The sequence below is a fragment of the Nocardioides fonticola genome, assembly GCF_039536805.1.
Taxonomy (GTDB): domain Bacteria; phylum Actinomycetota; class Actinomycetes; order Propionibacteriales; family Nocardioidaceae; genus Nocardioides; species Nocardioides fonticola.
The window spans coordinates 24400-49956 of the sequence record NZ_BAAAZH010000014.1; the positions used below are offsets into that span (position 1 = coordinate 24400).

Here is a 25557-nt window from a genome sequence, read left to right on the forward strand (position 1 = left end):
CCCATGTGGGCCATCCGGCCATGGGCCGAAGGGGCCGGTAGGGGGTCGCTTCAGGGCGCGGCGGCGTGGAGGAGGCGCCGCGGAGGCCCCGACTGCTCTAGGTTCGGATGCCGACCGCGTCCGCCCGGGCGCGGCGAGACGAACACAGGAGTTCTCGTGTCGAACGTGACCCCGCCGGAGTTCCCGGCCGCCGGCGCGCCGGAGCCGACCAGTCCCGCACCGCCTCCGATGGGCGCCGCCCCGGTGCCCACGCCCGCACCCGCCGTCCCTGCAGCCGCCTACGCCGCCCCGGTCGGGGCGCCCGCGCCGGGCGCGATCGCAGGCGGGCCGATCGGCAAGGTCCGCGGCACCGGCGTCGGCATCCTGCTGTTCATCGTGACCTTCGGCATCTACGGCATCGTCTGGTACTACAAGGTGCACGACGAGATGAAGCGCCACTCCAACCAGGGCATCGGCGGCGGCATCGCCCTCCTGCTGGCGCTGTTCGTCGGCATCGTGATGCCGTTCCTCACCGCTTCGGAGGTCGGCGGTCTCTACGAGCGCAGCGGCAAGGCGAAGCCGGTCGGCGGCGCCACGGGCCTCTGGTACCTGCTCGGATCCTTGATCCTGATCGGCCCCCTCGTCTGGTACGTGAAGGTCAACGGCGCGCTGAACTCCTACTGGCGTTCGCTCGGCGCCAGCTGATCGAACTCAGTGCGCCCGCGGGCGCCGACGATCGGGCCCGAGCTCAGTCGTCGGCGCCCCACGGCGCGAGGTCCCAGAGCCGTCGGCTGCTGGGCACCAGGTCGAGGTCGCGGTCGGCACCGATCCGCGCGACGCTCGCCATCAGCGCCTCCAGTCGGCGCTTGAGCTCCTCGTCGTCCCCGCCGCTGCCGTAGAAGGCGTGTACATCGGTCACGCCCGCGGTGGGGAAGAGCTCCTCCACGATCCCGTCGACGCGCGGAGCGTCCGGGGTCACCGCCTCCAGCACGAGGTGCTGGACGTAGCCCAGCGTGGCCTGGGTGCGGATCGCGACGCCGGTGTGGTCGACCATCCACCGCTGCAACCACTCCGCCCGGTCGAGCTCGTCAGGACGCCGCAGCACCGCCACGTTCGCCAGGGCGTCGGCGCGCTCGCCGTCGTAGTGCTCGGGCGGGTCGAGGCGGCGGCGCTCGTCGACCCGCCAGCCGGCGACCCGGTCGGCCCGTTCGGCGAGCAGCTCGTGGACGCCGCGCAGGCCGGCGTCGTCCAGCCGACCCCAGAGGGAGACCACCGCGGTGATCGGCGCGTCGCCGGTGTGGAAGCGCATCGCACCGGCCACGTCGGCGTCGTCGGTGTTGACCTGCAGCCGCAGCGCGCCCAGGTCGCGCAACGCGGTGCGGAAGCCCATGTCGATGAGGTCGTCGGCGACGCCGCCCCACAGCAGGTACACGTACTTCGGGGTGCCCGCCGGCGGCCATGTGGTCCAGGTCACGTCGGCACGGTAGCCAGTGAGCCGCAGCGCGCGGCCGCCGTCTCAGAAGCGCGTCAGCCGGCGCCGAGGGCGCCCCGGTAGACCTCCACGGTGCGGGCGGCGATGGCCTCCCAACTGAAGGCCTCGATCGCGCGGGCCCGGCCCGCCCGCCCGTAGGCCGCCGCCCGATCGGGGTCGGAGACGAGCTCGACGAGGGCGGCCGCGAAGTCGGCGACGTAGCGCTCGGGGTCGAGCGGCGTGCCGGTGCCGTCGTCGGCCTGCTCGATCGGCACCAGCAGGCCGGTGCTGCCCGGGACGACGACCTCCGGGATGCCGCCGGTGGCGGTGGCCACCACCGCCGTCTCGCAGGCCATCGCCTCGAGGTTGACGATGCCGAGGGGCTCGTAGATCGAGGGGCAGGCGAAGACCGTGGCCTGGGTCAGCAGGGCGACGACGTCGGCGCGCGGCAACATCTCGCCGATCCACACGACGCCGTCGCGCGTGGCGCGCAGGTCGTCGACCAGGCCGGTGACCTCGGCCGCGATCTCGGGGGTGTCGGGCGCGCCGGCGCACAGCACCACCTGCACCTCGGGCGGCAGCGCCGCACACGCCCGCAGGAACAGCGGGAGGCCCTTCTGGCGCGTGATGCGTCCGACGAAGACCACCGACGGCCGGTCGGGATCGACCCCGAGCTCGCGCACCCGGTCGGGTGCCGGTCGCGGCGACCACAGGCCGGTGTCGATGCCGTTGTGCACGGTGTGCACCCGGTCGGGATCGATCGCGGGGTAGCAGCGCAGCACGTCGTCGCGCATCGCCGCCGACACCGCGATCACGGCGGTCGCGGACTCGTACGCCGTGCGCTCGACCCACGAGGAGAGCCGGTAGCCGCCGCCCAGCTGCTCGGCCTTCCAGGGGCGCAGCGGCTCGAGGGAGTGCGCGGTCACCACGTGGGGGACGCCGTGCAGCAGCCCCGCCAGATGACCCGCGTGGTTGGCGTACCAGGTGTGGGAGTGCACGAGGTCGGTGCCGGCGCAGCCGTCGGCGATCGCCAGGTCGACTCCCAGGGTGCGCAGCGCGGCGTTCGCGCCCGCCAGCTCGGCCGGCTCGGCGTAGGACGTCGTCCCGGCCTCCTCGCGCGGACCCCCGAAGGCGTGCACCCGGGTGTCGAGGTCGAGCTCGCCGGCGAGGCCGCGCAGCGCTCGCACGAGCTCGGCGACGTGGACCCCGGCCCCGCCGTAGATCTCCGGGGGGTACTCCTTGCTCAGAACGTCCACGCGCACGGCGCGACGGTACTCCTCCGTAACCCCGTCCGGGCACTACGTTGTCGGCATGAGCATGGTCGCCCGCAAGAAGGTCCTCGCCATCGTGCTGGCCGGCGGTGAGGGCAAGCGCCTGATGCCGCTGACCGCCGACCGTGCCAAACCGGCCGTCCCGTTCGCGGGCATCTACCGGCTCATCGACTTCGCGCTCTCCAACGTCGTCAACTCCGGCTGCCTCCAGGTCGTCGTGCTGACCCAGTACAAGTCGCACAGCCTCGACCGGCACGTCAGCCAGACCTGGCGGATGTCCTCGATGCTCGGCAACTACGTGACTCCGGTGCCTGCCCAGCAGCGCGTCGGCAAGCACTGGTACCTCGGCAGCGCGGATGCGATCTACCAGTCGCTCAACCTGATCCGCGACGAGCAGCCCGACATCGTCGTCGTGGTCGGCGCCGACCACGTGTACCGCATGGACTTCTCGCAGATGATCACCCAGCACGTCGAGAGCGGCGCGGCCTGCACGGTGGCCGCGATCCGTCAGCCGATCGGCCTGGCCGACCAGTTCGGCGTCATCGACGTCGTGCCCGACGAGCCCTCGCGCATCCGGGAGTTCCTCGAGAAGCCCACCGACCCGGTCGGCCTGCCCGACAGCCCCGGCGAGGTGCTGGCCTCGATGGGCAACTACGTCTTCGACGCCGACGCGCTCGTCGACGCCGTCACCCGCGACGCCACCACCACCGGCTCCCAGCACGACATGGGCGGCGACATCGTGCCCGCCTTCGTGCGCCGCTCGCAGGCCGGCGTCTACGACTACAAGGACAACGTGGTGCCCGGTGCCACCGACCGCGACCAGGGCTACTGGCGCGACGTCGGGACCCTGCGCTCCTACTACGCCGCCCACATGGACGTCGTCTCGCCGCTGCCGGTCTTCAACCTCTACAACTTCGCCTGGCCGATCTACACCAGCTACGGCCCGCAGCCGCCCTCGAAGGTCGTGCAGGGTGGCGACGGCACCCCGGCCCGCACCGAGGAGGCGCTGCTCTCGCCCGGTGTCGTGATCACCGGCGGGTCGGTGACCAGCTCGGTGCTCTCGCCCGCGGTGTGGGTCGAGCAGGGCGCCGAGGTCACCGGCTCGATCCTGCTCAACGGCGTCCGCGTGGGGGCGGGCGCCGTGGTGCGCAACGCGATCCTCGACAAGAACGTCGTCGTCCCGCCCGGTGCCCGGGTCGGCGTCGACCCCGAGGAGGACCTCGCCCGCGGCTTCGTCGTCCAGGACGGTCTCACGGTGCTGGGCAAGGACCAGGCGTTCCCGGTCTGAGCCGGCGGCCTCAGGTGAGGACGCCGGCCGCGCGAGCCACCTCGGCGTACGCCGCGGCCAGCGACTCGACCGTCTCGTGGGCGTTGAGCCCGCTCGGGTTCGGCACGACCCACAGCTCGGCACCGCCCAGCGGCTCGGGCTGGCGTCCCATCACGGCCTTCGGGACGCCGTACGCGATGCGGTAGGCGGTGATGCCGGCCATCGCCACCACGCGCGGGCGCACCAGCTCGACGGTCGCGACGAGCTCGGCCCCGCCGGCGCGCTGCTCGTCGGCGCTCAGCTCGGAGGCCTTCGCGGTGGCGCGGCGCACGAGGTTGGTGATGCCGATGCCCCGCTCGCGCAGATGCGCCCGGTCGGCGTCGTCCATGCCGGTGGGGTCGATGGGCCGGGTGATGACCCCGCCTCGGAACAGCGCGGGGTAGAGGCGGTTGCCCGGATGGGCGAAGTGCGTGCGGGTGGCGGCGGTCCACAGCCCCGGGTTGATGCCGACGAACAGCAGCCGCACCGGCGGGTCGCCCGGGCCGGGCAGCAGGTCGGGCACCTCGGCGTCGCGGAACGACTCGAGCTCGGCGCGGGTGAAGGAACGGGCGGCCACGGGTCAGCTCCCCGGCTGCCGGTAGGTGATGACGAGCGCGTTGGCCACTCGCCGCTGGAACCCGTCGGACGGCGTGTTGCGCACGCCGAGGGCGCCGTCGGTGCCGCGCGTGACCATCGTCGTCGACCCGCCGCCGTCGAGGTTGAGCGCCTCCTCGGCGCCGAGGTCGATCATCAGGTTCGCCAACTCCACCATCGTCATGCCGCGGCTGCGCTGGCGGCGTCCGTCGGCCACGAGCACCAGCAGTTCGTGGGTGTCGCGGTCGATCCCGATGGCGGTGCGCGGTGCCAGCCGGGTGTTGTCGACGACCCGCACCACGCCGTCGTCGACGAGGAACCGGTCGCCGGTCAGCGCCATCGCGACCCGCGGGCTCAGGCCGGCCCGGAGGCGCGCGGGCGTGCCGACCGGCAGCTCGTCGCGCAGGGCGCGCGCGCCGTCGCCACGACCGATCAGCACGAACCCGGTCGTCAGCTCGCGCCCCGGCTTGAGGCCGCGCGCGTTCTTCAGCACGACGCCGTCGCGCACGGCGACGCGGCGCACCGGACCTGTCTCGCCGCCCAGCACCTGCTCGCCCGGTTCGTCGCCCCAGCGCGGCGTGTACACGCCGATGCCGTCGGCGGCGACGAGGTGGGAGTTCAGGTTCGTGACGGTGAGGCCGGGGTGCCCCGGGATCCCGGCCCGCAGGGCGACCGTGCCGATCTCGGGGCGCCCCTTCGGCGTCGTGGAGAAGGTCGAGTTCCACCCCGCGAGGCGGGCGTTCCACAGTCCACCGGTGCGCGACCGCGCCGTGCCGAGCGGGGCGCCCGTGCGTCCGATGTCGTAGAAGTCCCCGTTGACCGCGCCGACGACGTCCGGGCCCGCAGCGCCGGCCAGGTCGAGCACGGTGTCGGTCGCGGCCACGCGACCGGTGTTGACGACGTCCCACGAGACGCCGGCCTCGCGGTAGTCGACGCTGAGCAGGCGCAGCTGCACCGGACCGTGGCCGCGGTCCTCGGTCCACGTCGTCAGCAGGACGCCGGGGGCCACCTGCTGCTGCTCGACCGCGCCGCCGACCCGGGCGGCCGCGTCGCCGGGCGCCACCAGCACCGTCGGCATCGCGAATCCGACCAGCAGGGCGGCGATCGCCGCGCGGGTACGGGAGGTCCGAGGGCGCACGTCGGCACCGTACTAGGGTGCGCGCGTGGTGCCGTGGAACCGCTTCGTGGAGGGTGACAACCTCGACGTGCTCCGGCATCTGGTCGCGCAGGGCGAGCACGTCGATCTCATCTACATCGACCCGCCGTACAACACCGGCAACGACTTCGCCTACCGCGACGACATCCGCGGCGACGCCGTCCGCACGCGCCATGAGGCCTGGGTGGAGATGATGCGGCCCCGCCTGGAGGCGGCGCGCGACCTGCTGGCACCCGGGGGAGCGCTGTTCGCCAGCATCGACGACCACGAGGCCGCCTATCTGCGGCTGCTGCTCGACGAGGTGTTCGGCGAGGAGTGCTTCCTGGCCCAGATCGTGGTGAACCTCAACCCCAAGGGCCGCCAGCTCGGCCCGGGGTTCGCCACGAGCCACGAGTACCTGCTGGTCTTCGCGCGCGACCCCCGCGCGTGCGTGCTGGAGGCGTCGTCCACCGAGGCGGTCGACCCGGCCGACTTCCCCCAGCGCGACGAGGAGGGCCGGGCGTTCCGGCACCTGCCGCTGCGCAACACGAACAAGAAGTTCAACCCGGCCACCACCCCGACCCTGCACTACCCGCTGTACGGCGACGCCGCCTCGGGCCGGGTCGCCACCGAGCCCTTCGCCGACGCTGTCGAGATCTGGCCGGTCTTCGGCGACGGTCGTCCGGCGGTGTGGCGGTGGAGCGCCGCCCTGGCCGCCGAACGCCCCGACGACCTCGTGTGCCGGCGGATCCGGGGCCGCCTGGGCGATCGAGTCGACGTCTACCAGCGCGACTGGCTGCACCCCGGACGCCGTAAGAAGCTCAGCACGATCTGGATGGCCGAGGAGGTCGGCTCCACCGACACGGCGGTGGCCGAGCTCAAGGCGATCGTCGGCCACGTCTTCGAATCGCCCAAGCCGACCGGGCTGATCCGCCGCATCCTCGCCACCATGCCCGACGACGCGCGGGTGCTCGACTTCTTCGCCGGCAGCGGCACCACCGGCCACGCCGTCGCGTTGGCCAACCTCGCGGACGGCGGCACGCGGCGCTGCCTCTCGGTCGACCGGGCCGAGCCCACCCGGCCCGGCTCGAACGCCCACGCGGCCGGTCTGCTGACCGTCGCCGACATCACCCGTGCACGGCTGCGGGCCGTGGCCGAGCAGCTCGGCGGCGGGTTCGAGGAGTGGCGGCTCCCCGGCAGCTGACCCGGCCCTGTCACCGGCCGTACCCGGCCCTGTCACCATGGGCCCATGCAGACCTCCCCCCGCGTCGCCCTCGTCACCGGTGCCTCCAGCGGCATCGGCGAGGCCACCGCCCTGCGCCTGCTGCGCGCCGGGTTCGTCGTCTACGGCGTGGCCCGCCGTGTCGACCGCATGCAGGGCCTCGCCGACCAGGGCGTGCACGTCTTCGGCATGGACCTCACCGACGAGGCGTCCATGACCGCGGGCATCGAGCGCATCGTCGCCGAGCAGGGCCGCCTCGACGTGCTGGTCAACAACGCCGGCTACGGCGCGTACGGCGCCGTCGAGGAGGTCGCCATCGACGAGGCGCGCCGCCAGTTCGAGGTCAACCTCTTCGGCCTGGCGCGGCTGACCCAGCTGGCGATCCCGGTGATGCGCGAGCAGGGGAGCGGTCGCATCATCAACATCTCCTCCATCGGCGCGGTCATCTACGAACCCTTCGGCGCCTGGTACCACGCCACGAAGTTCGCCGTCGACGGCTTCAGCGACAGCCTGCGCGTGGAGGTCAGGCGGTTCGGCATCGACGTCGTCCTTGTGCGCCCGGGCACCATCCGCACCGAGTGGAACGAGATCGCCCGCACCAGCCTGGTCGAGACGAGCGCCGCGGGTCCCTACGCCCGTTCGGCCCGCAAGGCGGCCCGCACGCTGGAGTTCTTCGACCGCCCGGCGTTCTCCTCCGGTCCGGACTCGGTGGCCCGTGCGGTCGAGTCGGCGGCCACCGCACGGCGTCCGCGTACCCGGTACGCCGCCGGGCGCGGCGGCATCCTCATGCCGGCGACGCGGCGGCTGCTGCCCGACCGGGTCTTCGACGCCGTCATCGGACGGCTCTTCGTCTGAGCCGCCGGCGCTGCCGAAAGGCTCAGGCCACGCCGGCTGCCTTCTCCAGCGCCACCAGCTCCTCGTCGAGGTGCGTGAGCAGCTTCTGCAGGCTCGGCACGGTGCGGCGGCAGCCGGTGAGCCCGAACATCAGCTGGCCGTCGTAGCTGGTGCAGGTGATGTTGAGGGCCATGCCGTTGATCGGGATCGACAGCGGATAGGTGCCCACCAGCTTCGCGCCGTTCCAGTAGTGGGTGGTGCGCGGGCCGGGCACGTTGCTGATGATGAGGTTGTAGGGCGGCCGCACGATGCCCTGCATGCGCAGCAGCGGCGTGATGATCGCCGGCGCCTGTCCCAGGGCGCTCATCGCCAGGATCTGCACCGGGGTCATCGACGAGAGCCCCTGCTTGCCGTCCTTCATCGACCGGTGGATCGCGGTGAGCCGGTCGGCGGGGTCGGCCTGGTCGGTGGCGAGCTGCACCATCACCGCCCCGACCGCGTTGCCGCCCTCGGCCGAGGCGATCTGCGACTGCTTGGCGTTGAGGCCGACCGGCACCATCGCCACCAGCGGTGCGTCGGGCAGGGCGTCGAGATCGAGCAGGTAGGCCCGCATCGCGCCGCTGCACATCGCCAGCACGACGTCGTTGATCGTCGTCCCGGTCGCCTTGCCGATGGCGCGCAGCCGCTCGATCGGCCAATCGTCGGCGGCGAAGCGCCGGGCACCGGTGATGCGCTGGTTGAAGATCGTGCGCGGTGCGTAGAGGGAGACCGCGGACGTCTCGTTGCGCACCGCCCTGCGCAGGGTGCGCACCAGCGCGGTCGGGAGGCCCGCGGCCTCGGCGGTGATGCCGAACGCCGTCCGCAGCGCCTCCATCGGGACGCCGGCCAGCCCGCTGCCGGTGTCGGCGGTGGCGGCCGGGGCCGAGGACGACGGCTTGCGCGGCCGCGCGCCCCACGGTGCCGGCATGCCGCGCTTGTCGGGGTCGGTGGAGAGCGTGCTCTGGAGCAGGCGCATCGCCGAGACGCCGTCGACCACCGAGTGGTGCACCTTGGTGTAGAGCGCGACCTTGCCGTCGGCGAGGCCCTCGATGATGTGGGCCTCCCACAGCGGGCGCTCCCAGGCGAGGCGCGTGGAGTGCAGTCGCGAGCACAGCTCGAACAGCTCGCGGTAGCGGCCCGGTGCGGGCAGGGCGCTGTGGCGCACGTGATGCTCGATGTCGAACTGGGTGTCGGGCTTCCACACCAGCTGGCCACCCGTGCGCACCGACCGGTGCGGGTGCTTGAGGAAGAGCGGCCCGATCTCGTCGACGTCGCGCATGTACTCGTACATCTCGCGGATGTAGTCGGGGCCGGCGTCGGCGGGCTTCTCGAACAGCTGCAGGCCCCCGACGTGCATCGGCATGCTCCGGTTCTCGGCCAGGAGGAACGCCGAGGAGGTGGGATCGATGGGAGGGAGCACGGGCGAGCCTTTCCGCGGGGGAGGTGAGCTGGGTCACAGCATGCACCGGGGCCAACGACGCCGCGCGTCCGGGGTCACGAATCCTCCACAGGCCGGACACGGGTCGGCGTCCTCCCCAGGCGGACGCGCACCCCTGCCGCATGGTGTGGCGCGGACCCTAGCGTCGGGGCACCCCGGATCGCCCGGGGTTCGCCCGACCCGGGCGAGATCTCTCGGGAGGTCCCTACCTATGTCCCTGTCCCTGCCCCGATCGGCGTCCCGGCTCCCGCTCCTCGTCGCCGGCGTCCTGCTCGGCTGCGGCCTCGGCGCCGCCGGTGTCGCCGGCGCCGCTTCCCCTCACGCCGCCGTCGCGCCCTACGAGCCGGCCCCCGACACCGTCGTCGCCGTCGAGGGCGACGCCGCCAACGGGTTCACCATCCACCACTACGACGGCACCACGCTCTTCCCGCCCACCGACTCCGAGGCGAACGCCGAGTGCGGTGAGTACGACACCAAGGTCGAGCGGGTGCGCTGCCGTACCGAGGTGCGCACCTGGTACCGCGACCTCGCCGTGCTCCAGCAGGCCCTGGGCTACGCGCACGCGTCCGCCTGACCGCTCGCGCTAGGGTCGGGCCGTGGAGTCCGAGCGGCCGGTGCGCGATGCGCCCGGTGAGCTCGAGGCCCGACTCGAGGCCGCGTGGAGTCGCGGGCGCAGCTCCCTGCGCTCGCGACTCGAACGGCTCTCCTCGCTGCGGTGGGCGATCCTCCAGTGCGCGCTGGCGGCCGGGGTCGCCTGGTTCCTGGCCAAGCACGTCGTCGGTCACCCGCAACCGGTGTTCGCGCCGATCGCAGCCGTCGTCAGCCTCGGCACCTCCTACGGTCAACGGCTGCGCCGGGTCGCCGAGGTCACGGCAGGGGTCGCGATCGGCGTGCTCGTCGGCGACCTGCTGGTCTCCTGGGTCGGCACCGGCTGGTGGCAGCTCGCCCTCATCGTCGCCCTGGCGATGTCGACCGCCCTGCTGATGGACGCCGGCACCCTGTTCGTCAACCAGGCGGCGGTGCAGTCGATCTTCGTGGCGGTGCTGCTGCCCGGCACCGGGGGCGCGCTTACCCGCTGGACCGACGCGTTGGTCGGGGGTGCGGTCGCCCTCGTGGCCGCCACCGTCGTGCCCGCGGCGCCGCTGCGGCGTCCCCGTGAGCAGGCGGCCGTGGTGGTGCGCACCGTCGCCGACCTCCTGCGCGGTGCCGCCCACGTGATGGTCGAGGGCGACGCAGAGGAGGGCCTCGAGCTGCTCGCCCGCGCGCGTGCCACCGACGTCCTCATCCGGCGCCTCCAGGCGGCGGCCGACGAGGGCATGGCCGTGGTCGCCTCCTCCCCGTTCCGGGTCCGGCATCGCCCCACGATCCGGCGGATGGCCGACCTGGTCGGGCCGATGGACCGGGCCCTGCGCAGCACCCGCGTGCTGGTGCGCCAGGTCGCGGTGGCCGCCTACCACCGCCGCCCGATCCCGCACTCCTACGCCCGGCTGGCCGACGACCTCGCCGACGCCGTCGACCTGGTGGTCGCCGAGCTGGCCGCGGGTCGCATGCCCGAGGCCGCGCGGCCGGCGCTGCTCGAGATCGGCGCGGGCACCGGTCAGGTGGAGCGCTCGGAGGAGATGACCGCCGAGGTGGTGCTCGCCCAGATCCGCTCGGTGATCGTCGACCTGCTGCTGCTCACCGGCATGGGGCAGCTGGAGTCGACCGACGCCCTGCCGCCTCCGCCGCGCTGAATCCGCGCTGAGTCTGATGGTGGTCCGTCGGCGGGTCAGAGGCTGGCGCGCAGCTCGCGGACGACGGCGTCGACCACGGCGATGAAGTCGCCGCCGGTCTCGCTGGCGACCGCACGCTGGCGTTGGTAGGACGCCCCCCGCTCGAGGATCCCGCGGACGCCGTCCAGCTCGGCCGCGCAGCCGAGGCGGTCGGCGACCGGCGCGAGGCGCACCAGCAGGTCGGCGAGGTCGTCGGTGACGAGCCGCTCCTCGTTGCGCGCATCGAGGATGACGATCGCGTCGAGCCCGTAGCGCGCGGCCCGCCACTTGTTCTCCTGCACGTGCCACGGCGGCAGCACGACCGGCGTCTCGCCGGCCGCGATGCGGGCGTCGAGGTCGACGACGAGGCAGTGGATGAGGGCGACGATCGGGGCGAGGTCGGCGAAGGTCGAGATGCCGTCGCAGACGCGCGTCTCGAGGGTGCCGAGGTTCGGGGCGGGCCGCACGTCCCAGCGGATCTCGTTGAGCTCGTCGATGACGCCGGTCGTCAGCTGGTCGGAGACGAAGTGCTCGAACTCGGACCAGTCGGTGAACTGGAAGGGCAGGCCGGCGGTCGGCAGCTGCTGGAACATCAGCGCCCGGTTCGAGGCGTAACCGGTGTCGACGCCCGACCAGATCGGGGAGGAGGCCGAGAGTGCCTGGAGGTGCGGGTAGTAGGTGAGCAGTGCCGAGAGCACCGGCATCACCCGGTCGCGCTCGGCCATGCCGACGTGCACGTGCACGCCCCAGATGAGCATCTGGCGCCCCCACCACTGGGTGCGGTTGATCAGCTCCTCGTAGCGCACCCCCTCGGTCAGCTGCTGGCTGGTCCAAGAGGCGAAGGGGTGCGTGCCGCCGCCGTAGAGGTCGAGGCCGAGCTCGTCGGCGGCCGGCACCACGGCGTGCAGCGTGCGGCGCAGATCGGCCATGGCCTCGGGTACGGAATCGCAGACGCCGGTGACGACCTCGACGGTGTTGCGCAGCAGTTCCTTGTGCAGCCGCTCGGGGTCGGGCATCCGGGCCTTGGCCCGGGCGAAGAGGTGGGCGGCCTCGTTGCGCAGGTCGCGGGTGCGGCGGTCGACGAGCGCGAACTCCCACTCCACCCCCAGGGTGGGTCGGGGCGAGGCCCGGAAGTCGATCCGCACGCGATCAGCCTTCCACAATCACCGCCATCGCAGGCCGACATGACAGCATCGCCCGCGTGACATCGTTGGAGCCCAGGGAGGTCAACCTCACCATCGACCTGTGCCTGCGTATCGGCGAGGTGCTGCTGTCCTCGGGCGCCGGCGCGGCCGACGTCACGGCCACCATGCAGTCGGTCGCGCGGCACCTCGGCCTGCGCCATCCCGACCTCGACGTCACCTTCACCAACCTGACGATGAGCTTCCAGGCCGCGCCGGAGGAGCAGCCGGTCAGCCACACCCGGCTCATCAAGCATCGCGACATCGACTACGAGGACCTCACCCAGGTCGACCACCTGGTGCGCGACCTGCTCGCCGACCGGGTCGACCTGCGCGAGGCACGGGCCCGGCTGGCCCGGCTGGTCTCCTCCGGGCACCCGACCGCCCGGTGGAAGGTGACCCTCGGCTGGGGCGTCATGTGCGGCGCGGTGGGCGTGCAGTTCGGCGGCAGCCTGCTCGTCGTCGTCCTCGCGTTCCTGGCCGCGGTCACCATCGACCGGCTCCAGCTGCGCATGGCCCGGCGCCGGCTGCCGGCCTTCTACCGGCAGGTGGCCGGCGGAGCGATCGCCACGGTCATCGCGGTCGCGGCGGCGGCCGCCGACCTGCCGGTCGACACCTCGCTGGTCGTGACCGCCAACATCGTCATGCTGCTGGCGGGGGTCGGCTTCATGGGCGCGCTCCAGGACGCCCTGACCGGCTTCTACGTCACCGCGGGCGCCCGCATCACCGAGGCGATGCTCGCCACAGCGGGCATCATCGCCGGCGTGTCGGGCGGCCTGTCGTTCGCCGACGCGATCGGCGTCGACGTCGGTCGCCTCGATCCGGGTGCCGTCGATGTGAAGTCGGCCGGCCTCATGGCCCTCGGCGGCGCGGTCTGCGCGGCCGCCTTCGGCTACGCCACCTACGCGCCCAGGCGCAGCCTCGCGCCGATCGGCGTCGTCGCCGGCGTCGCGATGCTCATCTCCCAGGCGATCTCCTCCCAGGGCTTCCGCGGCCCGTGGTCGGTGGCGATCTCGGCACTCTTCGTCGGCCTGGTCAGCTGGACGCTCTCGGGCCGGTTGCGGGTGCCGCCGCTGGTGATCGTGGTGCCCGCGGTGGTGCCGCAGCTGCCGGGCCTCTCGATCTACCGCGGCCTCTCCCTGCTGGCCGAGGACGGCGGACGCGCGGCCACCTCCGAGGGGCTGTTGGCCATCATCACCGCCGCCTCGGTGGCGATCGCGCTGGCCTCGGGCGTGATCCTCGGCGAGTACATCGCCCAACCGCTCGAGCGGGAGGCCCGCAAGCTGGAGTCCCGGTTGGCCGGTCCGCGGCTGGTCGGTCCGCTGCGCGCGAAGCGGCGTCCCTCAGCGGCGCCCGTCGGCGAGGTCGGCGAGACGCGCGAGCCAGGCTGAGGCGGTGACGCCGTCGAAGGGTGCTCGCCGCTCGCGGACGGCGTCCAGGAGCCAGGCGGCGGTGGCCTCGGCCTCGCGGACGACGTCGTCGGGATAGCCGAACAGGGCGCGGTGCTCGACGAACTCGTCCTCGTCGTCGAGGAACACCGAGCCGTCAGCCGCGCGGATGACGTCGAGGTCGAGGTCGATCGCGCGCAGCACCTCGCCGTCGAACACGGGGGGAGTGGAGACGTCGACGTAGGTGTCGACCCAGATGCCCGGGGCGTAGAGGCTGGCCTTCCAGCCGCCGGCGCGGGGAGCGAGCACGACCTTGTCGACCTCGGAGTCGAAGGCCAGTCCCGGTCGCTCGTGATGGGTGCCGCGCGGGCAGCCGAACCAGTCGCCGTGCTCGTCGGTGCCGAGGTGCACGGCCCGGTACTCCCAGTGCGGCCGGTCACCCCACTTCGTCATCCGCACGTGCACCGGCCTCCCCATGGGAGCGACCCTAGGGGAGGCCGGTGACGGACGCGCGGTGAGGAGGCTCAGACGATCTTCGCCGGGAGGGTCTTCTTCGAGACCTGAGCGACGATGTCCTGGTAGCGCGAGCCGGTGAACTTCGCGAAGGTGTGCAGCGCGTGGGCGTCGAGGCCGACGAGCACGCGGGCCTGGTTCTTCTCGATGCCGCGGACGATGATCTCGGCGGCCTTCTCCGGCGTCATGCGGGCGAGCTTCTTGTCGAACAGCTTGGCCGTGGCCTCCTTGTTCTCCTTCGCCGAGACCCGCGCGTTGCGGGCGATCGCGGTCTTGATGCCGCCCGGGTGCACCGAGGTGACGCCGACGTTGTGGCCGGCGATGAGCATCTCCTCGCGGATCGCCTCGGTCATGCCGCGAACGGCGTACTTGGAGGCGTTGTACATGCTCTGGCCCGGGATCGAGAGCAGGCCGAAGAGCGAGGACAGGTTGACCAGGTGGCCCTCGCCGGAGGCGATGAGGTGCGGCAGGAACGCCTTCGTGCCGTGGACGACGCCCCAGAAGTTGATGCCGATGATCCAGTCGATGTCGTCGTAGGCGAGGTCGACGAAGTCGCCCGCCAGCGCGACGCCGGCGTTGTTGATGACGACGTTGACGCGACCGAATTGGTCGGCCACCGCGTCGGCGTAGGTGGTCATCGCGGCGCGGTCGGCGACGTCGAGGCGGTCGGAGCGGACCTCCGTGGCGCCGGCGGCCTTGGCCCGGTCGACCGTCTCGGCCAGGCCGGCCTCGTCGACGTCGGAGAGCGCGAGGATCGCGCCCTTGCCGGCGAGGTTGAGGGCCAGGGCCCGGCCGATGCCGGAGCCGGCGCCGGTGATGACGACGACCTTGTCGGCGAGGTTCTTCATGCGGTCACTTCCTCGTGGGTGGGCGCTGCGGTGGAGACGGTCTCCGCGACGACCGGACGGGCGCCCGGCGTCAGGTGGTAGGCGTCGCGGTCGAAACGCGCGAGCAGCCTCTTGAACGTGAAGGTCGAGCGGGGCCACAGGGTGGTGTTGTTGCCGTGCTCGTCGAGGTACCAGCTCGAGCAGCCGCCGGTGTTCCACACCGTCGGCTGCATGCGCCGCTGGAGGTCGGCGTTGAACGCGGAGGCGGCGTCCTCGGTGACCTCGAGGGCAGCGAGGCCCTCGCGGCGCAGGGTGCGGACGGCGTCGACGATGTAGGCGACCTGGGACTCGATCATGAACACCATGCTCGAGTGCCCCAGGCCGGTGTTCGGGCCGACGATGAGGAAGAGGTTCGGGAACTCCGGCACGGTCGTGCCCTTGTAGGCCGCCATGCCCGTCTCGCTCCAGCGCTCCGCGAGGGTGCGCCCGGTGCGGCCCACGAGGTGCTCGGTGATCGGCAGCTCGGTGGTGTAGAAGCCGGTCGCGACGATGAGGACGTCGATGGGCCGTTCGACGCCGTCGGCGGTGACGATGCCGGACGGCGTGACCCGCGCGATGCGCTCGGTCACCAGGTCGACGTTGTCGGCCGCGAGCGCCGGGTAGTAGGTGTTCGAGATGAGGATGCGCTTGCAGCCGATCGCGAAGTCCGGGGTGACCTTCGCGCGGAGCTCGGGGTCGGCGATGCCGCGTCGGATGTTGGCGCGGGCCATCTGCTGCGCCGGCAGCGCCAGCTTCGGCAGCCGGGTGAACGCCGGCACGTAGCCCTCGCGACCCCAGTAGATGCCGGTGCGGTAGGCCCGGCGAAGCGGCGGGAGGTGCTTGAGCGCGGCCCGCTCGAGACCGGAGTAGGTGCGGTCGTTGCGCGGGATCACCCACGGCGCGGTGCGCTGGTAGACGTCGAGGTGCGCGGCGACCTGCTGCACCTGGGGCACGATCTGGATCGCCGACGCGCCGGTGCCGATGACGGCCACCCGCTTGCCGGCGAGGTCGACGTCGTGGTTCCAGCGGGCGGAGTGGAAGAGCTCCCCGCCGAAGCTCTCGATGCCCTCGATCTCGGGCAGCTTGGGCTCCGAGAGTCCGCCGGCCGCGGAGATCACGGTCTCGGCGAGGTAGGTGCCGCGCGTGGTCTCGACGACCCAGCGGGCGGCGGCGTCGTCCCAGCGTGCGCTGAGGACGGCGGTGTCGAACTCGAAGCGGTCCAGCGTGCCCGAGCGGCGGGCGACCCGCTGGATGTAGGCCTGGATCTCCGGCTGGGGCGAGAACGACATCGTCCAGTCGGGATTGGAGGCGAAGGAGAAGGAGTAGAGCTGGGAGGGGACGTCGCAGGCGGCGCCCGGATAGGTGTTGTCGCGCCAGGTGCCCCCGACGTCGGACCCCTTCTCGATGACGACGAAGTCGGACTCGCCGGCCTCGTTGAGCTTGATCGCCGCGCACAGGCCGCCGAAGCCGGCGCCGATGACGAGGTGACGGACCCGCTGCACGGACGGGTCGCGGCGGGTGGGGGAGTGGGACATGGGACCGACGCTACTGGCGCTATTGAAAAAACGTCAATAGACTCACGCACGTGTCCCTGCCCACGCGTACCCGCCTCACGCCCGAGCAGCGCCGCCACCAGTTGCTCGACCTCGGCGTGCGCCTGCTGGCCGACCGATCGCTCGACGAGCTGAGCATCGACATGCTGGCCGAGGAGGCCGGCATCTCGCGGGGGCTGCTCTACCACTACTTCGGCAACAAGCACGACTTCCACCGGGCGGTGGTCCGGCGGGCCGCCGACGACCTCATCGCCCAGACCGCGCCGCCTGTCGCCGGCGATCCGGTCGAGCGGCTGCTGGCCTCGATGAGCGCCTATGTCGACTACGTCGACGCCAACTACGAGGGCTACCTCTCGCTGGTCCGCGGTGCGGGCGGCGGAAACGAGTCGATCCGCGACATCTACGACGAGGCCCGCGCAGCCCTGACCGACCGCATCTTCCGCGAGGACCAGGAGACCCTGGTGCCCGACACCCCGGCCACCCGCTTCGTCGTGCGCGGGTGGGCGGCGATGGTCGAGGAGCTCGTGCTGGGCTGGAAGGCCGACCCGGGGGCGGTCACGAAGGACGAGCTGATCGTCATCGTGACCGCCACCCTGCCGGCCCTCGTCGGTGTCGTCGCACCGCTGCCGGACGAGGTCGCCGCCCAGCTGGCGGCGCTCAGGACGTCGGGCTCGTGAGGTCGTAGACCGTCGTCCCGTCGACGGTCTGGGCGGTGTAGTTCGCCGCCACCCACGCCGCGATCTCCGCTGCGGCGTCGCTGCCACCCATGCTGCCCATGCCCGAGACCCCGCTGCCGATGAAGTAGTGGATCTCGCCGTCCGCGACGAGGGCCTGGAACTGCGCGAGCGTCGGGCTCGGGTCGCTGCCGTTGAACCCGCCGATCGGCATCACCGAGTGCTCGGTGGCGAGCTGGTAGCCGGCTGCGCTCTGCGAGCCGATGGTCGCCGCGACCCAGGTGTAGGAGTCGGCGTCCTGCTCGAGCAGGGCGACCATCTCCGCGCTCGGGTCGCTGCCGTCGATGAGGCTGCCCGCCGACCGCATGCCCTGGCCGAGGGTGCCCATGAGACCGCCCTGGGTGCCGCCCTGGGTGCCGGTCGGAGGCGTCCCCTGCGTGCCGGTCGGAGGCGTCCCGCCGGGCATGCCGCCCATGCCGCCGGGGCGTCCGCCGCCGAACCCGAAGCCGCCGGAGCCGGCCGGACCGGCGCTGGGGATCGAGCCGGTGTGCGGCTCGGAGGCGGTGGCCAGGGAGTAGGCGCCCGGAGCCGCGAGGCCCAGGACGACGGCCAGCAGCGCGGTCGCGGCGGCGATCCGGCGCGGCAGCAGCGAGACACCGGCCAGCACGAGGGCGGTGGCGAGGCCGCCGATCAGCACGACCCAGCGCAGCCAGGGCTGCCAGTCGCTGCGACCGAGCAGCACGAAGCCCCACACGGAGGTGAAGGCGAGCGTCGCGCCGAGTACGGCGCCGGCCCACAGGGACGTGCGCCGCTGCCAGGCAGCCCAGCCGCCGATGCCGACGAGGGCGCCGATCGCCGGGGCGAGGGCGACGGTGTAGTAGGCGTGGAAGATGCCCGCCATGAAGCTGAAGGTGAGGCCGGTGGTGACCAGCCAGCCCAGCCAGATCGTGACGCCGGCACGCGCCCGCACCCGCTCCAGCACGGGCAGGCGACGCACCAGCAGCAGCGCGGCGATGCCGAGGATGAGCGCGGCCGGGATGAGCCAGGCCGCCTGGGCGCCGATCTCGTCGTTGAACAGGCGCCCGAGGCCGGTCTCGCCCCACATGCCGCCGCCGTTGCCGCCACCGCCGCCTCCGACCGAGCCGGTCTCGTTGCCGGTCAGTCGTCCGAAGCCGTTGTAGCCGAGGGTCAGTTCGAGGATCGAGTTGTTCTGCGAGCCGCCGATGTAGGGCCGCGAGGACGCCGGCCACAGCTCGACGATCGCGATCCACCATCCGGCGGCGAGCACCATCGCACCGAAGCCGAGCAGCAGCTGCCCGAAGCGCTTGGCGAGCGGCACGCCGGCGAAGATCAGGTAGGCCAGGCCGAGGGCCGGCAGCACGAGGAACGCCTGGAGCATCTTGGCCAGGAAGCCCAGGCCGACGAGCGCTCCGGCGAGCACGAGCCAGCGGGTCGGGCGACCGCCGTCGGTGCGGCTGGCCTCCACGGCCCGCTGGACGGCGTACGCGGAGCCGGTGAGCAGCAGGACGAGCATCGCGTCGGGGTTGTCGAAGCGGAACATCAGCACGGCTACGGGCGTCAGCGCCATCGTGGCGCCTGCGAGCAGGGCCGCACCGGCCGAACCGGTGGCGCGCTTGACCGCCGCGTAGAGGACGGCGACGCACGCGACGCCCTCGAGGGCCTGCGGCACCAGGATGCTCCAGCTGGAGAGGCCGAAGATCCGCACCGAGAGGCCCATCGGCCACAGCGCCAGCGGCGTCTTGTCGACGGTGATGGAGTTCGCGGCGTCGGAGGAGCCGAAGAAGAACGCCTTCCACGACTCCGAGCCGGCCTGCGCGGCGGCGGCGTAGAAGGAGTTGCCCCAGCCGGACTCCGAGAGCCCGATCAGGTAGAGCGCCGCGGTGGCGGCGAGGAGGGCGGCGAGCCCGATCCGCTCCCACGGGAGCGCACGGCGTCCGTCACCCGAGCCCTCGGGTGGCGAGGTGGGCGACGGGGCGGACGGGGCCGAGGGAGGAGGCGCGACGGTGGTCATGGGACCACTGTCGGCGCCCCCTCTGAGGCGAGCGTGAAGCTGGCCTGTCGGTTTCCTGTGGGGCTCTCAGGCCCCGGTCAGGCCCCGGTCAGGAGCCGGCGACGACCGCCGCGAGCTGGTCGAGGCCCCAGGCGAGGTCGTCGGCGGAGATCACGATCGGCGGCGCGAGCCGGATGGTGGAGCCGTGGGTGTCCTTGGCCAGCACGCCGCGCTCGAGCAGCCGCTCGCAGATCGCGCGGCCGGTGCCGACGTTCGGGTCGATGTCGACGCCGGCCCACAGGCCGCGGGTGCGGAACCCGACGATGCCGTGGCCGACCATCGCTGCGAGCCGGTCGTGCAGGAGGACGCCGAGTTCGGCCGCACGCTGCTGGTAGACGCCGGTGGCGAGCAGGCGCACGACCTCCTCGCCGACCGCGCAGGCGAGCGGGTTGCCGCCGAAGGTCGAGCCGTGCTGGCCGGGGCGCAGGACGCCGAGGACGTCGCGGTCGGCGACGACCGCCGAGACCGGCACGATGCCGCCGCCGAGCGCCTTGCCGAGCACGTACATGTCGGGGACGACGTCCTCGTGGTCGCACGCGAAGGTGCGTCCGGTGCGGCCGAGGCCGGCCTGGATCTCGTCGGCGGCGAAGAGCACGTCGTGGCGGGTGCACAGCTCGCGGACGCCGCGCAGGTAGCCGGCCGGCGGGATGATCACGCCGCCCTCGCCCTGGATCGGCTCGACGAGCACGGCGACGGTGGAGGCGGGGTCGGCGAGGATCGCGGCCTCGAGGGCGGCGAGGTCGCCGTAGGGGACGGTGACGAAGCCGGGGGTGAAGGGACCGAAGCCGTCGCGGGCGTCGGGGTCGTCGGAGAAGCCGACGATGGTGGTGGTGCGGCCGTGGAAGTTGCCGGAGGCCACGATGATGCGGGCCGCGCCGTCGCGCACGCCCTTGACCTCGTAGCCCCACTTGCGGGCGACCTTGATGGCGGTCTCGACGGCCTCGGCGCCGGTGTTCATGGGCAGCACCATGTCCTTGCCGCACAGGTCGGCGAGGGCCTCGGTGAAGGAGGCGAACCGGTCGTGCACGAAGGCGCGGCTGGTGAGGGTGAGCCGGTCGAGCTGCTCGTGGGCGACGCGCAGGAGGTCGGGGTGGCCGTGGCCGAAGTTGAGGGCGGAGTACCCGGCCAGCAGGTCGAGGTGACGGCGTCCGTCGACGTCGGTCATCCAGGCGCCCTCGGCGTGATCGATGACCACCGGAAGCGGGTGGTAGTTGTGCGCCGTGTGCTCCTCGGCGCGACGGAACATCTCGCCGGTGCGCTGCTCGCTCACGATGGTCATCGGTGCCTCCCAGAAATTGTCAGACAATCTGACAGGAGCGTAGCACCGGGGTCGCTCGATGACCTAGGGGATGGCCGACGGGATGGCCGCGGGGAGCTCCACCTCGATGACGGTGTCGCCCGGCTGCGAGCGCAGCGACACCGTGCCGCCGTGGGAGGTGACGATCGCCTCGACGAGCGCCAGGCCCAGGCCCACGCCGCCGGCGCGGGTGCGGGCGGCGTCCCCGCGGGCGAAGCGCTCGAAGGCGTGCTCGAGCAGGTCGGGCGGGAAGCCCGGGCCGTCGTCGTGCACCCGGAAGCCCTGGGGCAGCACGGTCACGGTGATCGTCGAGCCGGCCGGGGTGTACTTGCGGGCGTTGGTCAGCAGGTTGGTGAGCACCTGGTGCAGGCGCAGCTCGTCGCCGAGCACCTCGCACGCGGCGTCCTCGCCGGGGGTCTCGAGCTGCCAGCGGTGCTCGGGGGCGACGACGCGGGCGTCGGTGACCGCCTCCAGGCACAGGCGCACGAGGTCGACGGGCTCGCGCTCGAGCGGGCGCCCGGAGTCGAGGCGGGCCAGCAGCAGCAGGTCCTCGACGAGCGCGGTCATGCGCGCCGCCTCCTCCTCGACCTTGCCCAGCGCGGTCGCCGACATCGCGGCGTCGTCGGGACGGCGTCGGGCCAGCTCGGTGTAGCCGGCGATGGTCGCCAGCGGGGTACGCAGCTCGTGGGAGGCGTCGGCGACGAACTGGCGCACCTGCTGCTCGCTGCGGTGTCGCGCCTCCAGGGAGTCGGCCACGTGGTCGAGCAGCGTGTTGAGGGCGGCACCGACCTGGCCGACCTCGGTGCGCTCGTCGGTGAGATGGGACGGCACCCGCTCGTCGAGATCGATCTCGCCGTCGGCCAACGGGATCTCGGAGACGGTGTGGGCCGTCTCGGCGACCTCGCGCAGCGGACGCAGCTGGCGACGCACCAGGGCGGACGCGGCCAGCGAGGCGAGCAGGATGACGCCGAGGCCGAGCAGGAGCGTAGAGCGCACGAGGTTCGTGACGACGTCGTCGACCTTCGCGGTGGGCAGGCCGGCGGCGACGGCGCCCTGGGCGTCGACGGCCACCAGGTAGGTGCCGCGATCGCCGAGATCGACGCGATGGGGGCGGCCGTCGGCCGGCACCGAGCTGAGCAGCTCGCTCTCCTCGTCGGTGAGGTCGACCCGACTGGTGCGGCCGTTGTCGGCCTGCTCGACGATGCCGCCGAACCAGCCGGTGCCGGACGCCAGGGCGTCGCGGGAGAACGCGGTCAACGTGCCGACGGCGTCGCCCGGGCCGTACAGGTCGCGGCTCCCGTAGCGGCCGTCGCCGTCCGGATCGCCCGGGGCGCCCGTCTGCGGTTGCGCCGGCGGCTGTTGGAGCACCGCCAGCGGCGGGATGCGTTCGGCCCGCTGGAGGCTCGACTTCACGTCGCGGGAGAGCTGGTCGTCGAGGTAGTTGCGTGCCGCGAGGGTCGAGATCGTGCCGACGAGGGCGGTCGCCAGCAGCGCGATGGCCGCGGCGGTGAGGACCAGGCGGGAGGTGAGGGTGCGGGGCAGCAGGCGGTCGCGCATGCGTCAGCCGGTCGGCTTCAGCACGTACCCGGCGCCGCGCATCGTGTGGATCATCGGCTCGCGGCCGACGTCGATCTTCTTGCGCAGGTAGGAGATGTAGAGCTCCACGACGTTCGCCTGGCCGCCGAAGTCGTAGTTCCAGACCCGGTCGAGGATCTGCGCCTTGCTCAGCACCCGCCGCGGGTTGCGCATGAGGAAGCGCAGCAACTCGAACTCGGTGGCGGTCAGGTTGATCTCCTGGCCGTCGCGGAAGACCTCGTGGCTGTCCTCGTCGAGGGTCAGGTCGCCGACGGTCAGCACCGAGGACGACGCCGCCTGCTGCGCGCCCGCGCGTCGCATGAGGCCCCGCAGCCGGGCCACCAGCTCCTCCAGCGAGAAGGGCTTGGTCACGTAGTCGTCGCCGCCCGCCGTCAGGCCCGCGATGCGGTCCTCGACGGCGTCGCGCGCCGTCAGGAACACCACCGGCAGGTCGGGGTCGGTGCCGCGCATCCGCCGCAGCACCTCCAGGCCGTCGAAGTCGGGGAGCTGGATGTCGAGGACCACCGCGTCGGGCTGGAAGTCCCGCGCCGCCTGCACCGCCTTCGACCCCGTGTGGGCCATCTCCACGCCGAAGCCCTCGTAGCGCAGGGCCATGGAGATGAGCTCGGCGATGTTGACCTCGTCGTCGACGACGAGGACGCGCAGGGGAGATCCATCAGGGCGGGTGAGGTCCATGGGCATCACTGTGAGCCAGCTGTCTGTGAGATTCCTGTGCGCCACATCTTGCCGGGCTGGGACTCTCGGCGCGAGACCCCTGGGACAGCACGACGGGCCCGAACCCGTCGTGGGTTCAGGCTGTCGTCGTGAGAGGCGTGGTGCCGGTGGCTGTGCGGAGGTAGTGCTGGCCGTGGGGGCTGGTCCAGAGATAGCTCGTGCCGCCGGTGCCGGGTGGTCCGCTGGTGCTGGTGTAGGTCCAGCCGTGGTGGGTCTTCACACGATGGTGATGTCGACACAGGGCGGCGAGATTGTCTGTGCTGGTGCTTCCGCCTTGATCCCAGGGGACGATGTGGTCGATGTCGGCTGATCTGGCGGGCCTGGTGAAGTGGGGGAAGACGCAGGTGACGTCTCTGAGGATCACCTGTTCCCGGAGGAGTGTGGGGATCTCGTAGGACTCGCTCGACCGGTGTTCGGCGAGGTCGAGGACGGGTCGGACGTGGATCTGGGTGTCGGGGTCGGTGCACCAGGACCGGAGGGTGTCGAGGTCGAGGGCGGTGCGGGTGTTCTCGACCCGAGCGGCCGTACCGAAGGGGTTCTCGCCGGGGGCGTGGCTGATGTGGACGTAGAGCTGGAGGGTCCGCTTGGACCGGACCGGCGGCCCCACCTCGCCAGCCGCGTCGAAGGTCAGGGGTGTTTCGCGTCGTGCGAGTTCGCCGAGTGCCATGGCCCGGCGGGCGTCCAACGACTCCTCACAGCCGAGGTCTTTCAGTTGGGCAGCGACGGCCGCGAGGGCGTCTTCGAGATCCAACGCGTCGGCGAGGTCGAGGGCTCCTTCGATGTCGACCCTGCCGTGGAAGTCGACGTGGCGGGAGTAGATGGTGACGTGTCGCTTGTCGTCGGCCGCTTCGCGCCTGGCCTTGAGGAGCTCGGGGTCGGCTTCTGCTTCGGCTGCCTTGACGGTCTGTTCGATGCCGCGTCCGCCGATGGAGTGCGCGAACGACGCCAGGCGTTGATCGACGAGAGCGACGGCTTCGGGTGAGAGGAGTCGGGTGGCTTGGGCGATCTTGCGTGCCCGCCACACCGGCACCTCGCCGGCCTCCACCCGTCGCCAGCACCGGGGCAGACGGGTGGCGAGTTCGAGGGCGTCGCCGATGTAGTAGTGCCCCGCGTCGGTGGACAGGCCGATGGCGGCGGCGAACTCGTCGATGCAGAACTCCGCGACGAGGGGTGTACCTTGGCCGGCGATGGCGAGGGTGCGTTCGGTGCCGGGGACACACGCGCTGTCCCATTCATCGACGGCCGGGTGCGCGAGGGCCCAGCGTGCGGCGGCGATGAACACGGATCGTTCGGCGTCCTCGGCCACCACCCGCGCATTGCGCGCGAGGACCAGGAGGGACCGCGGGTCACGCGGGTCCGCAAGCTCGGGGAGATCCTGGTGTGGGGTGGTGGAGGCCATGCCTCAGCCTACTCGAACACATGTTCGAATACAAGGGTTCGGAGGGCTGAATCTCGCTGGTCCTGGCTGCCATTCGGGTGTCTGGGCTTCGAGGCCCTCGCCCGGGGGCTCGGCCACCTCAGCCACCGGGCGGGAGCCGCAGATCGTCCCTGCTGTCGGCGTCCATCTTGCTGGGTCTCGCGGCTCGGCGCTGGGGCGCCTCGCACCTCGACCACCGGTCCGGAGGCATCGCCGGTGGCTGAGGTGCGAGCGAAGCGAGCCTCGAAGCCCGGTGAGACGAGCAGCAGCCGGAACCCCACCCGCGTAGCCGGCGCCTTTCGACCCAACGCCGACGGCGACCCGACAGGCGACAGCGCCCACCCACCTGCCTAGCCGGCGCCTTTCGACCCAACGCCGACGGCGACCCGAACACCGAGAGCAACCCGGCACCCACGTAGCCGGCGCCTTTCAACCCGAAGCAGGCGGCGACCCGACAGGCGACAGCGCCACCCACCGCCCTAACCGGAGCCTTTCCCCGAAGCGAACAAGGAAGCCGGGAGCAGACACCGAGCAACGACGACCTCTCCACCGTCAGCAGTCATGCCGCCGGGTCTCGCGGGCTCGGCGCCAGGGCGCCTCGCACCTCGACCACCGGAGGACGACCAACCCCTCAGACCGCCGTCGTCACGATCGTCGCGGCGTCCGGGCGCACGTCGTCCCGGGGAGCGGTGGTGGTGACGGCGACCCCGTGCAGGGCGCGGGGGTGCGGGCGCCCGACGGGGGTGCCGGCGGCGATGCCGGCGCTCCAGACCGACGGGTCGGCCGACGCCGACCCCGACGGCGCCGTCGGCGCCTGCCCCTGCTGGCCCTGCTGCCCGAGCTGTCCCGGCTGGCCCGGCATCTGCCCGAACTGCCCCTGCTGCCCGCCCTGCTGTCCCCCGAACTGCCCGCCGAACTGCCCACCCATCTGACCGGGGAAGCCGCCCCCGCCCGGGCCGCGGAAGCCGCCCGGGCCGCCGAAGCCGCCCTGTCCGCCACCGGTGACGGCGCCGAGCACGGCGGCTCCGGCGCCGCCGAGGGCGACGGAGACCAGCGAGACAGCCGCGACGCCGCGCCAGCCGAGCTGGCGTTGCGAGAGCGGCACGCGCGCTGCGGGACCGGAGGCAGGGGGAGCGGAGGCAGGGGGAGCGGAGGCAGGGGGAGCGGCGTCGGTGGAGGTCGTCATGGCGACCACCGTGGAGCCGCAGCCTGTGCGCATCCTGTGGGATCCACCGGCCCCGGCTGGG

General features: G+C 72.5%; 23 protein-coding genes. 8 read left to right on the top strand and 15 right to left on the bottom strand.

What is annotated here, in order from left to right:
- The first annotated feature begins 156 nt into the window (after window positions 1–156).
- Window positions 157–684: a DUF4234 domain-containing protein gene (locus ABD671_RS10770; protein ID WP_344733357.1), complete on the top strand. Its 528-nt coding sequence runs from the start codon at window positions 157–159 to the stop codon at window positions 682–684.
- 43 nt (window positions 685–727) lie between these two features.
- Here the strand turns inward: ABD671_RS10770 and ABD671_RS10775 are convergent, their stop codons facing one another.
- Both ABD671_RS10775 and glgA read right to left on the bottom strand, forming a co-directional pair.
- Window positions 728–1453 (bottom strand): hypothetical protein, encoded by a 726-nt coding sequence (locus ABD671_RS10775; protein ID WP_344733358.1) that lies wholly within the window; start codon window positions 1451–1453, stop codon window positions 728–730.
- A gap of 53 nt (window positions 1454–1506) precedes the next feature.
- Window positions 1507–2712, bottom strand: coding sequence for a glycogen synthase (glgA, locus tag ABD671_RS10780; RefSeq protein WP_344733359.1), 1206 nt, complete (start codon window positions 2710–2712; stop codon window positions 1507–1509).
- Window positions 2713–2767: 55 nt separating this feature from the next.
- Here glgA and glgC point away from each other — a divergent pair, with 55 nt between their 5' ends.
- On the top strand, window positions 2768–4009 hold the full coding sequence (gene glgC, locus ABD671_RS10785) for a glucose-1-phosphate adenylyltransferase (RefSeq protein ID WP_425574912.1): 1242 nt from the start codon (window positions 2768–2770) through the stop codon (window positions 4007–4009).
- Window positions 4010–4019: 10 nt separating this feature from the next.
- Here glgC and ABD671_RS10790 read toward each other — a convergent pair whose 3' ends face one another.
- Together ABD671_RS10790 and ABD671_RS10795 are read right to left on the bottom strand one after the other, a co-directional pair.
- Window positions 4020–4604 (bottom strand): mismatch-specific DNA-glycosylase, encoded by a 585-nt coding sequence (locus tag ABD671_RS10790; RefSeq protein ID WP_344733361.1) that lies wholly within the window; start codon window positions 4602–4604, stop codon window positions 4020–4022.
- A 3-nt stretch (window positions 4605–4607) separates the two neighbouring features.
- The gene (locus ABD671_RS10795) at window positions 4608–5759 is read right to left on the bottom strand and encodes a phosphodiester glycosidase family protein (RefSeq protein WP_344733362.1); all 1152 of its coding nucleotides are present in this window, start codon (window positions 5757–5759) and stop codon (window positions 4608–4610) included.
- A gap of 25 nt (window positions 5760–5784) precedes the next feature.
- On the opposite strand from ABD671_RS10795, the gene ABD671_RS10800 reads away from it, so the two are divergent.
- Together ABD671_RS10800 and ABD671_RS10805 are read left to right on the top strand one after the other, a co-directional pair.
- On the top strand, window positions 5785–6960 hold the full coding sequence (locus tag ABD671_RS10800) for a site-specific DNA-methyltransferase (protein ID WP_344733363.1): 1176 nt from the start codon (window positions 5785–5787) through the stop codon (window positions 6958–6960).
- 45 nt (window positions 6961–7005) lie between these two features.
- Window positions 7006–7833 (top strand): oxidoreductase, encoded by an 828-nt coding sequence (locus ABD671_RS10805; RefSeq protein WP_344733364.1) that lies wholly within the window; start codon window positions 7006–7008, stop codon window positions 7831–7833.
- A 22-nt stretch (window positions 7834–7855) separates the two neighbouring features.
- Here the strand turns inward: ABD671_RS10805 and ABD671_RS10810 are convergent, their stop codons facing one another.
- Window positions 7856–9271 (bottom strand): WS/DGAT/MGAT family O-acyltransferase, encoded by a 1416-nt coding sequence (locus ABD671_RS10810; RefSeq protein ID WP_344733365.1) that lies wholly within the window; start codon window positions 9269–9271, stop codon window positions 7856–7858.
- Window positions 9272–9500: 229 nt separating this feature from the next.
- On the opposite strand from ABD671_RS10810, the gene ABD671_RS10815 reads away from it, so the two are divergent.
- Entirely contained in the window at window positions 9501–9863 is a 363-nt protein-coding gene (locus tag ABD671_RS10815) for a hypothetical protein (RefSeq protein ID WP_344733366.1), read from the top strand.
- 22 nt (window positions 9864–9885) lie between these two features.
- Window positions 9886–11022: an FUSC family protein gene (locus ABD671_RS10820; protein ID WP_344733367.1), complete on the top strand. Its 1137-nt coding sequence runs from the start codon at window positions 9886–9888 to the stop codon at window positions 11020–11022.
- Between the two features lie 35 nt (window positions 11023–11057).
- Here the strand turns inward: ABD671_RS10820 and ABD671_RS10825 are convergent, their stop codons facing one another.
- A complete protein-coding gene (locus ABD671_RS10825; RefSeq protein ID WP_344733368.1) occupies window positions 11058–12185 on the bottom strand; it encodes a glutamate--cysteine ligase in 1128 nt (375 codons plus the stop codon).
- A 56-nt stretch (window positions 12186–12241) separates the two neighbouring features.
- Between ABD671_RS10825 and ABD671_RS10830 the strand changes: the two genes are divergently transcribed.
- On the top strand, window positions 12242–13612 hold the full coding sequence (locus tag ABD671_RS10830; protein ID WP_344733369.1) for a threonine/serine exporter family protein: 1371 nt from the start codon (window positions 12242–12244) through the stop codon (window positions 13610–13612).
- Here the strand turns inward: ABD671_RS10830 and ABD671_RS10835 are convergent.
- From ABD671_RS10835 to ABD671_RS10845, 3 genes are read right to left on the bottom strand one after another with little or no spacing between them, the layout of a single operon-like run.
- Window positions 13565–14086, bottom strand: coding sequence for a DUF402 domain-containing protein (locus tag ABD671_RS10835; protein ID WP_344733370.1), 522 nt, complete (start codon window positions 14084–14086; stop codon window positions 13565–13567). The genes ABD671_RS10830 and ABD671_RS10835 overlap by 48 nt on opposite strands.
- Window positions 14087–14133: 47 nt before the next feature.
- Entirely contained in the window at window positions 14134–14970 is an 837-nt protein-coding gene (locus ABD671_RS10840) for an SDR family NAD(P)-dependent oxidoreductase (RefSeq protein WP_344733371.1), read from the bottom strand.
- The gene (locus ABD671_RS10845; RefSeq protein WP_344733372.1) at window positions 14967–16523 is read right to left on the bottom strand and encodes a flavin-containing monooxygenase; all 1557 of its coding nucleotides are present in this window, start codon (window positions 16521–16523) and stop codon (window positions 14967–14969) included. Before ABD671_RS10845 ends, ABD671_RS10840 begins: the two co-directional genes overlap by 4 nt.
- Window positions 16524–16573: 50 nt before the next feature.
- Here ABD671_RS10845 and ABD671_RS10850 point away from each other — a divergent pair, with 50 nt between their 5' ends.
- Window positions 16574–17218 carry a TetR/AcrR family transcriptional regulator gene (locus ABD671_RS10850; RefSeq protein WP_344733373.1) on the top strand — a complete coding sequence of 215 codons (645 nt, stop codon included), beginning with the start codon at window positions 16574–16576 and terminating at the stop codon, window positions 17216–17218.
- On the opposite strand, the gene ABD671_RS10855 is transcribed toward ABD671_RS10850, so the two are convergent.
- The 6 genes from ABD671_RS10855 to ABD671_RS10880 all read right to left on the bottom strand — a co-directional run bounded on the left by ABD671_RS10855 (window position 17199) and on the right by ABD671_RS10880 (window position 25496).
- The gene (locus ABD671_RS10855; protein ID WP_344733374.1) at window positions 17199–19247 is read right to left on the bottom strand and encodes a glycosyltransferase family 39 protein; all 2049 of its coding nucleotides are present in this window, start codon (window positions 19245–19247) and stop codon (window positions 17199–17201) included. The genes ABD671_RS10850 and ABD671_RS10855 overlap by 20 nt on opposite strands.
- A gap of 88 nt (window positions 19248–19335) precedes the next feature.
- A complete protein-coding gene (gene rocD / locus ABD671_RS10860) occupies window positions 19336–20565 on the bottom strand; it encodes an ornithine--oxo-acid transaminase (protein ID WP_344733375.1) in 1230 nt (409 codons plus the stop codon).
- Window positions 20566–20628: 63 nt separating this feature from the next.
- A complete protein-coding gene (locus ABD671_RS10865; RefSeq protein ID WP_344733376.1) occupies window positions 20629–22140 on the bottom strand; it encodes a sensor histidine kinase in 1512 nt (503 codons plus the stop codon).
- A 3-nt stretch (window positions 22141–22143) separates the two neighbouring features.
- Window positions 22144–22860 (bottom strand): response regulator transcription factor, encoded by a 717-nt coding sequence (locus ABD671_RS10870; protein WP_486348166.1) that lies wholly within the window; start codon window positions 22858–22860, stop codon window positions 22144–22146.
- 109 nt (window positions 22861–22969) lie between these two features.
- Window positions 22970–24292, bottom strand: coding sequence for an HNH endonuclease signature motif containing protein (locus tag ABD671_RS10875; protein WP_344733379.1), 1323 nt, complete (start codon window positions 24290–24292; stop codon window positions 22970–22972).
- A gap of 649 nt (window positions 24293–24941) precedes the next feature.
- A complete protein-coding gene (locus ABD671_RS10880; protein ID WP_344733380.1) occupies window positions 24942–25496 on the bottom strand; it encodes a hypothetical protein in 555 nt (184 codons plus the stop codon).
- Window positions 25497–25557 lie beyond the last annotated feature (61 nt).

Excerpts from the sequence above, each read along its gene's own strand:
- ABD671_RS10815 (WP_344733366.1), top strand. The coding sequence starts at position 9,501 with ATGTCCCTGTCCCTGCCCCGATCGGCGTCCCGGCTCCCGCTCCTCGTC.
- glgC (WP_425574912.1), top strand. The coding sequence starts at position 2,768 with ATGGTCGCCCGCAAGAAGGTCCTCGCCATCGTGCTGGCCGGCGGTGAG.
- ABD671_RS10870 (WP_486348166.1), bottom strand. The coding sequence starts at position 22,860 with ATGCCCATGGACCTCACCCGCCCTGATGGATCTCCCCTGCGCGTCCTC.
- ABD671_RS10835 (WP_344733370.1), bottom strand. The coding sequence starts at position 14,086 with ATGGGGAGGCCGGTGCACGTGCGGATGACGAAGTGGGGTGACCGGCCG.
- ABD671_RS10840 (WP_344733371.1), bottom strand. The coding sequence starts at position 14,970 with ATGAAGAACCTCGCCGACAAGGTCGTCGTCATCACCGGCGCCGGCTCC.
- ABD671_RS10865 (WP_344733376.1), bottom strand. The coding sequence starts at position 22,140 with ATGCGCGACCGCCTGCTGCCCCGCACCCTCACCTCCCGCCTGGTCCTC.
- ABD671_RS10875 (WP_344733379.1), bottom strand. The coding sequence starts at position 24,292 with ATGGCCTCCACCACCCCACACCAGGATCTCCCCGAGCTTGCGGACCCG.
- ABD671_RS10855 (WP_344733374.1), bottom strand. The coding sequence starts at position 19,247 with ATGACCACCGTCGCGCCTCCTCCCTCGGCCCCGTCCGCCCCGTCGCCC.
- rocD (WP_344733375.1), bottom strand. The coding sequence starts at position 20,565 with ATGACCATCGTGAGCGAGCAGCGCACCGGCGAGATGTTCCGTCGCGCC.
- ABD671_RS10880 (WP_344733380.1), bottom strand. The coding sequence starts at position 25,496 with ATGACGACCTCCACCGACGCCGCTCCCCCTGCCTCCGCTCCCCCTGCC.
- ABD671_RS10845 (WP_344733372.1), bottom strand. The coding sequence starts at position 16,523 with ATGTCCCACTCCCCCACCCGCCGCGACCCGTCCGTGCAGCGGGTCCGT.
- ABD671_RS10805 (WP_344733364.1), top strand. The coding sequence starts at position 7,006 with ATGCAGACCTCCCCCCGCGTCGCCCTCGTCACCGGTGCCTCCAGCGGC.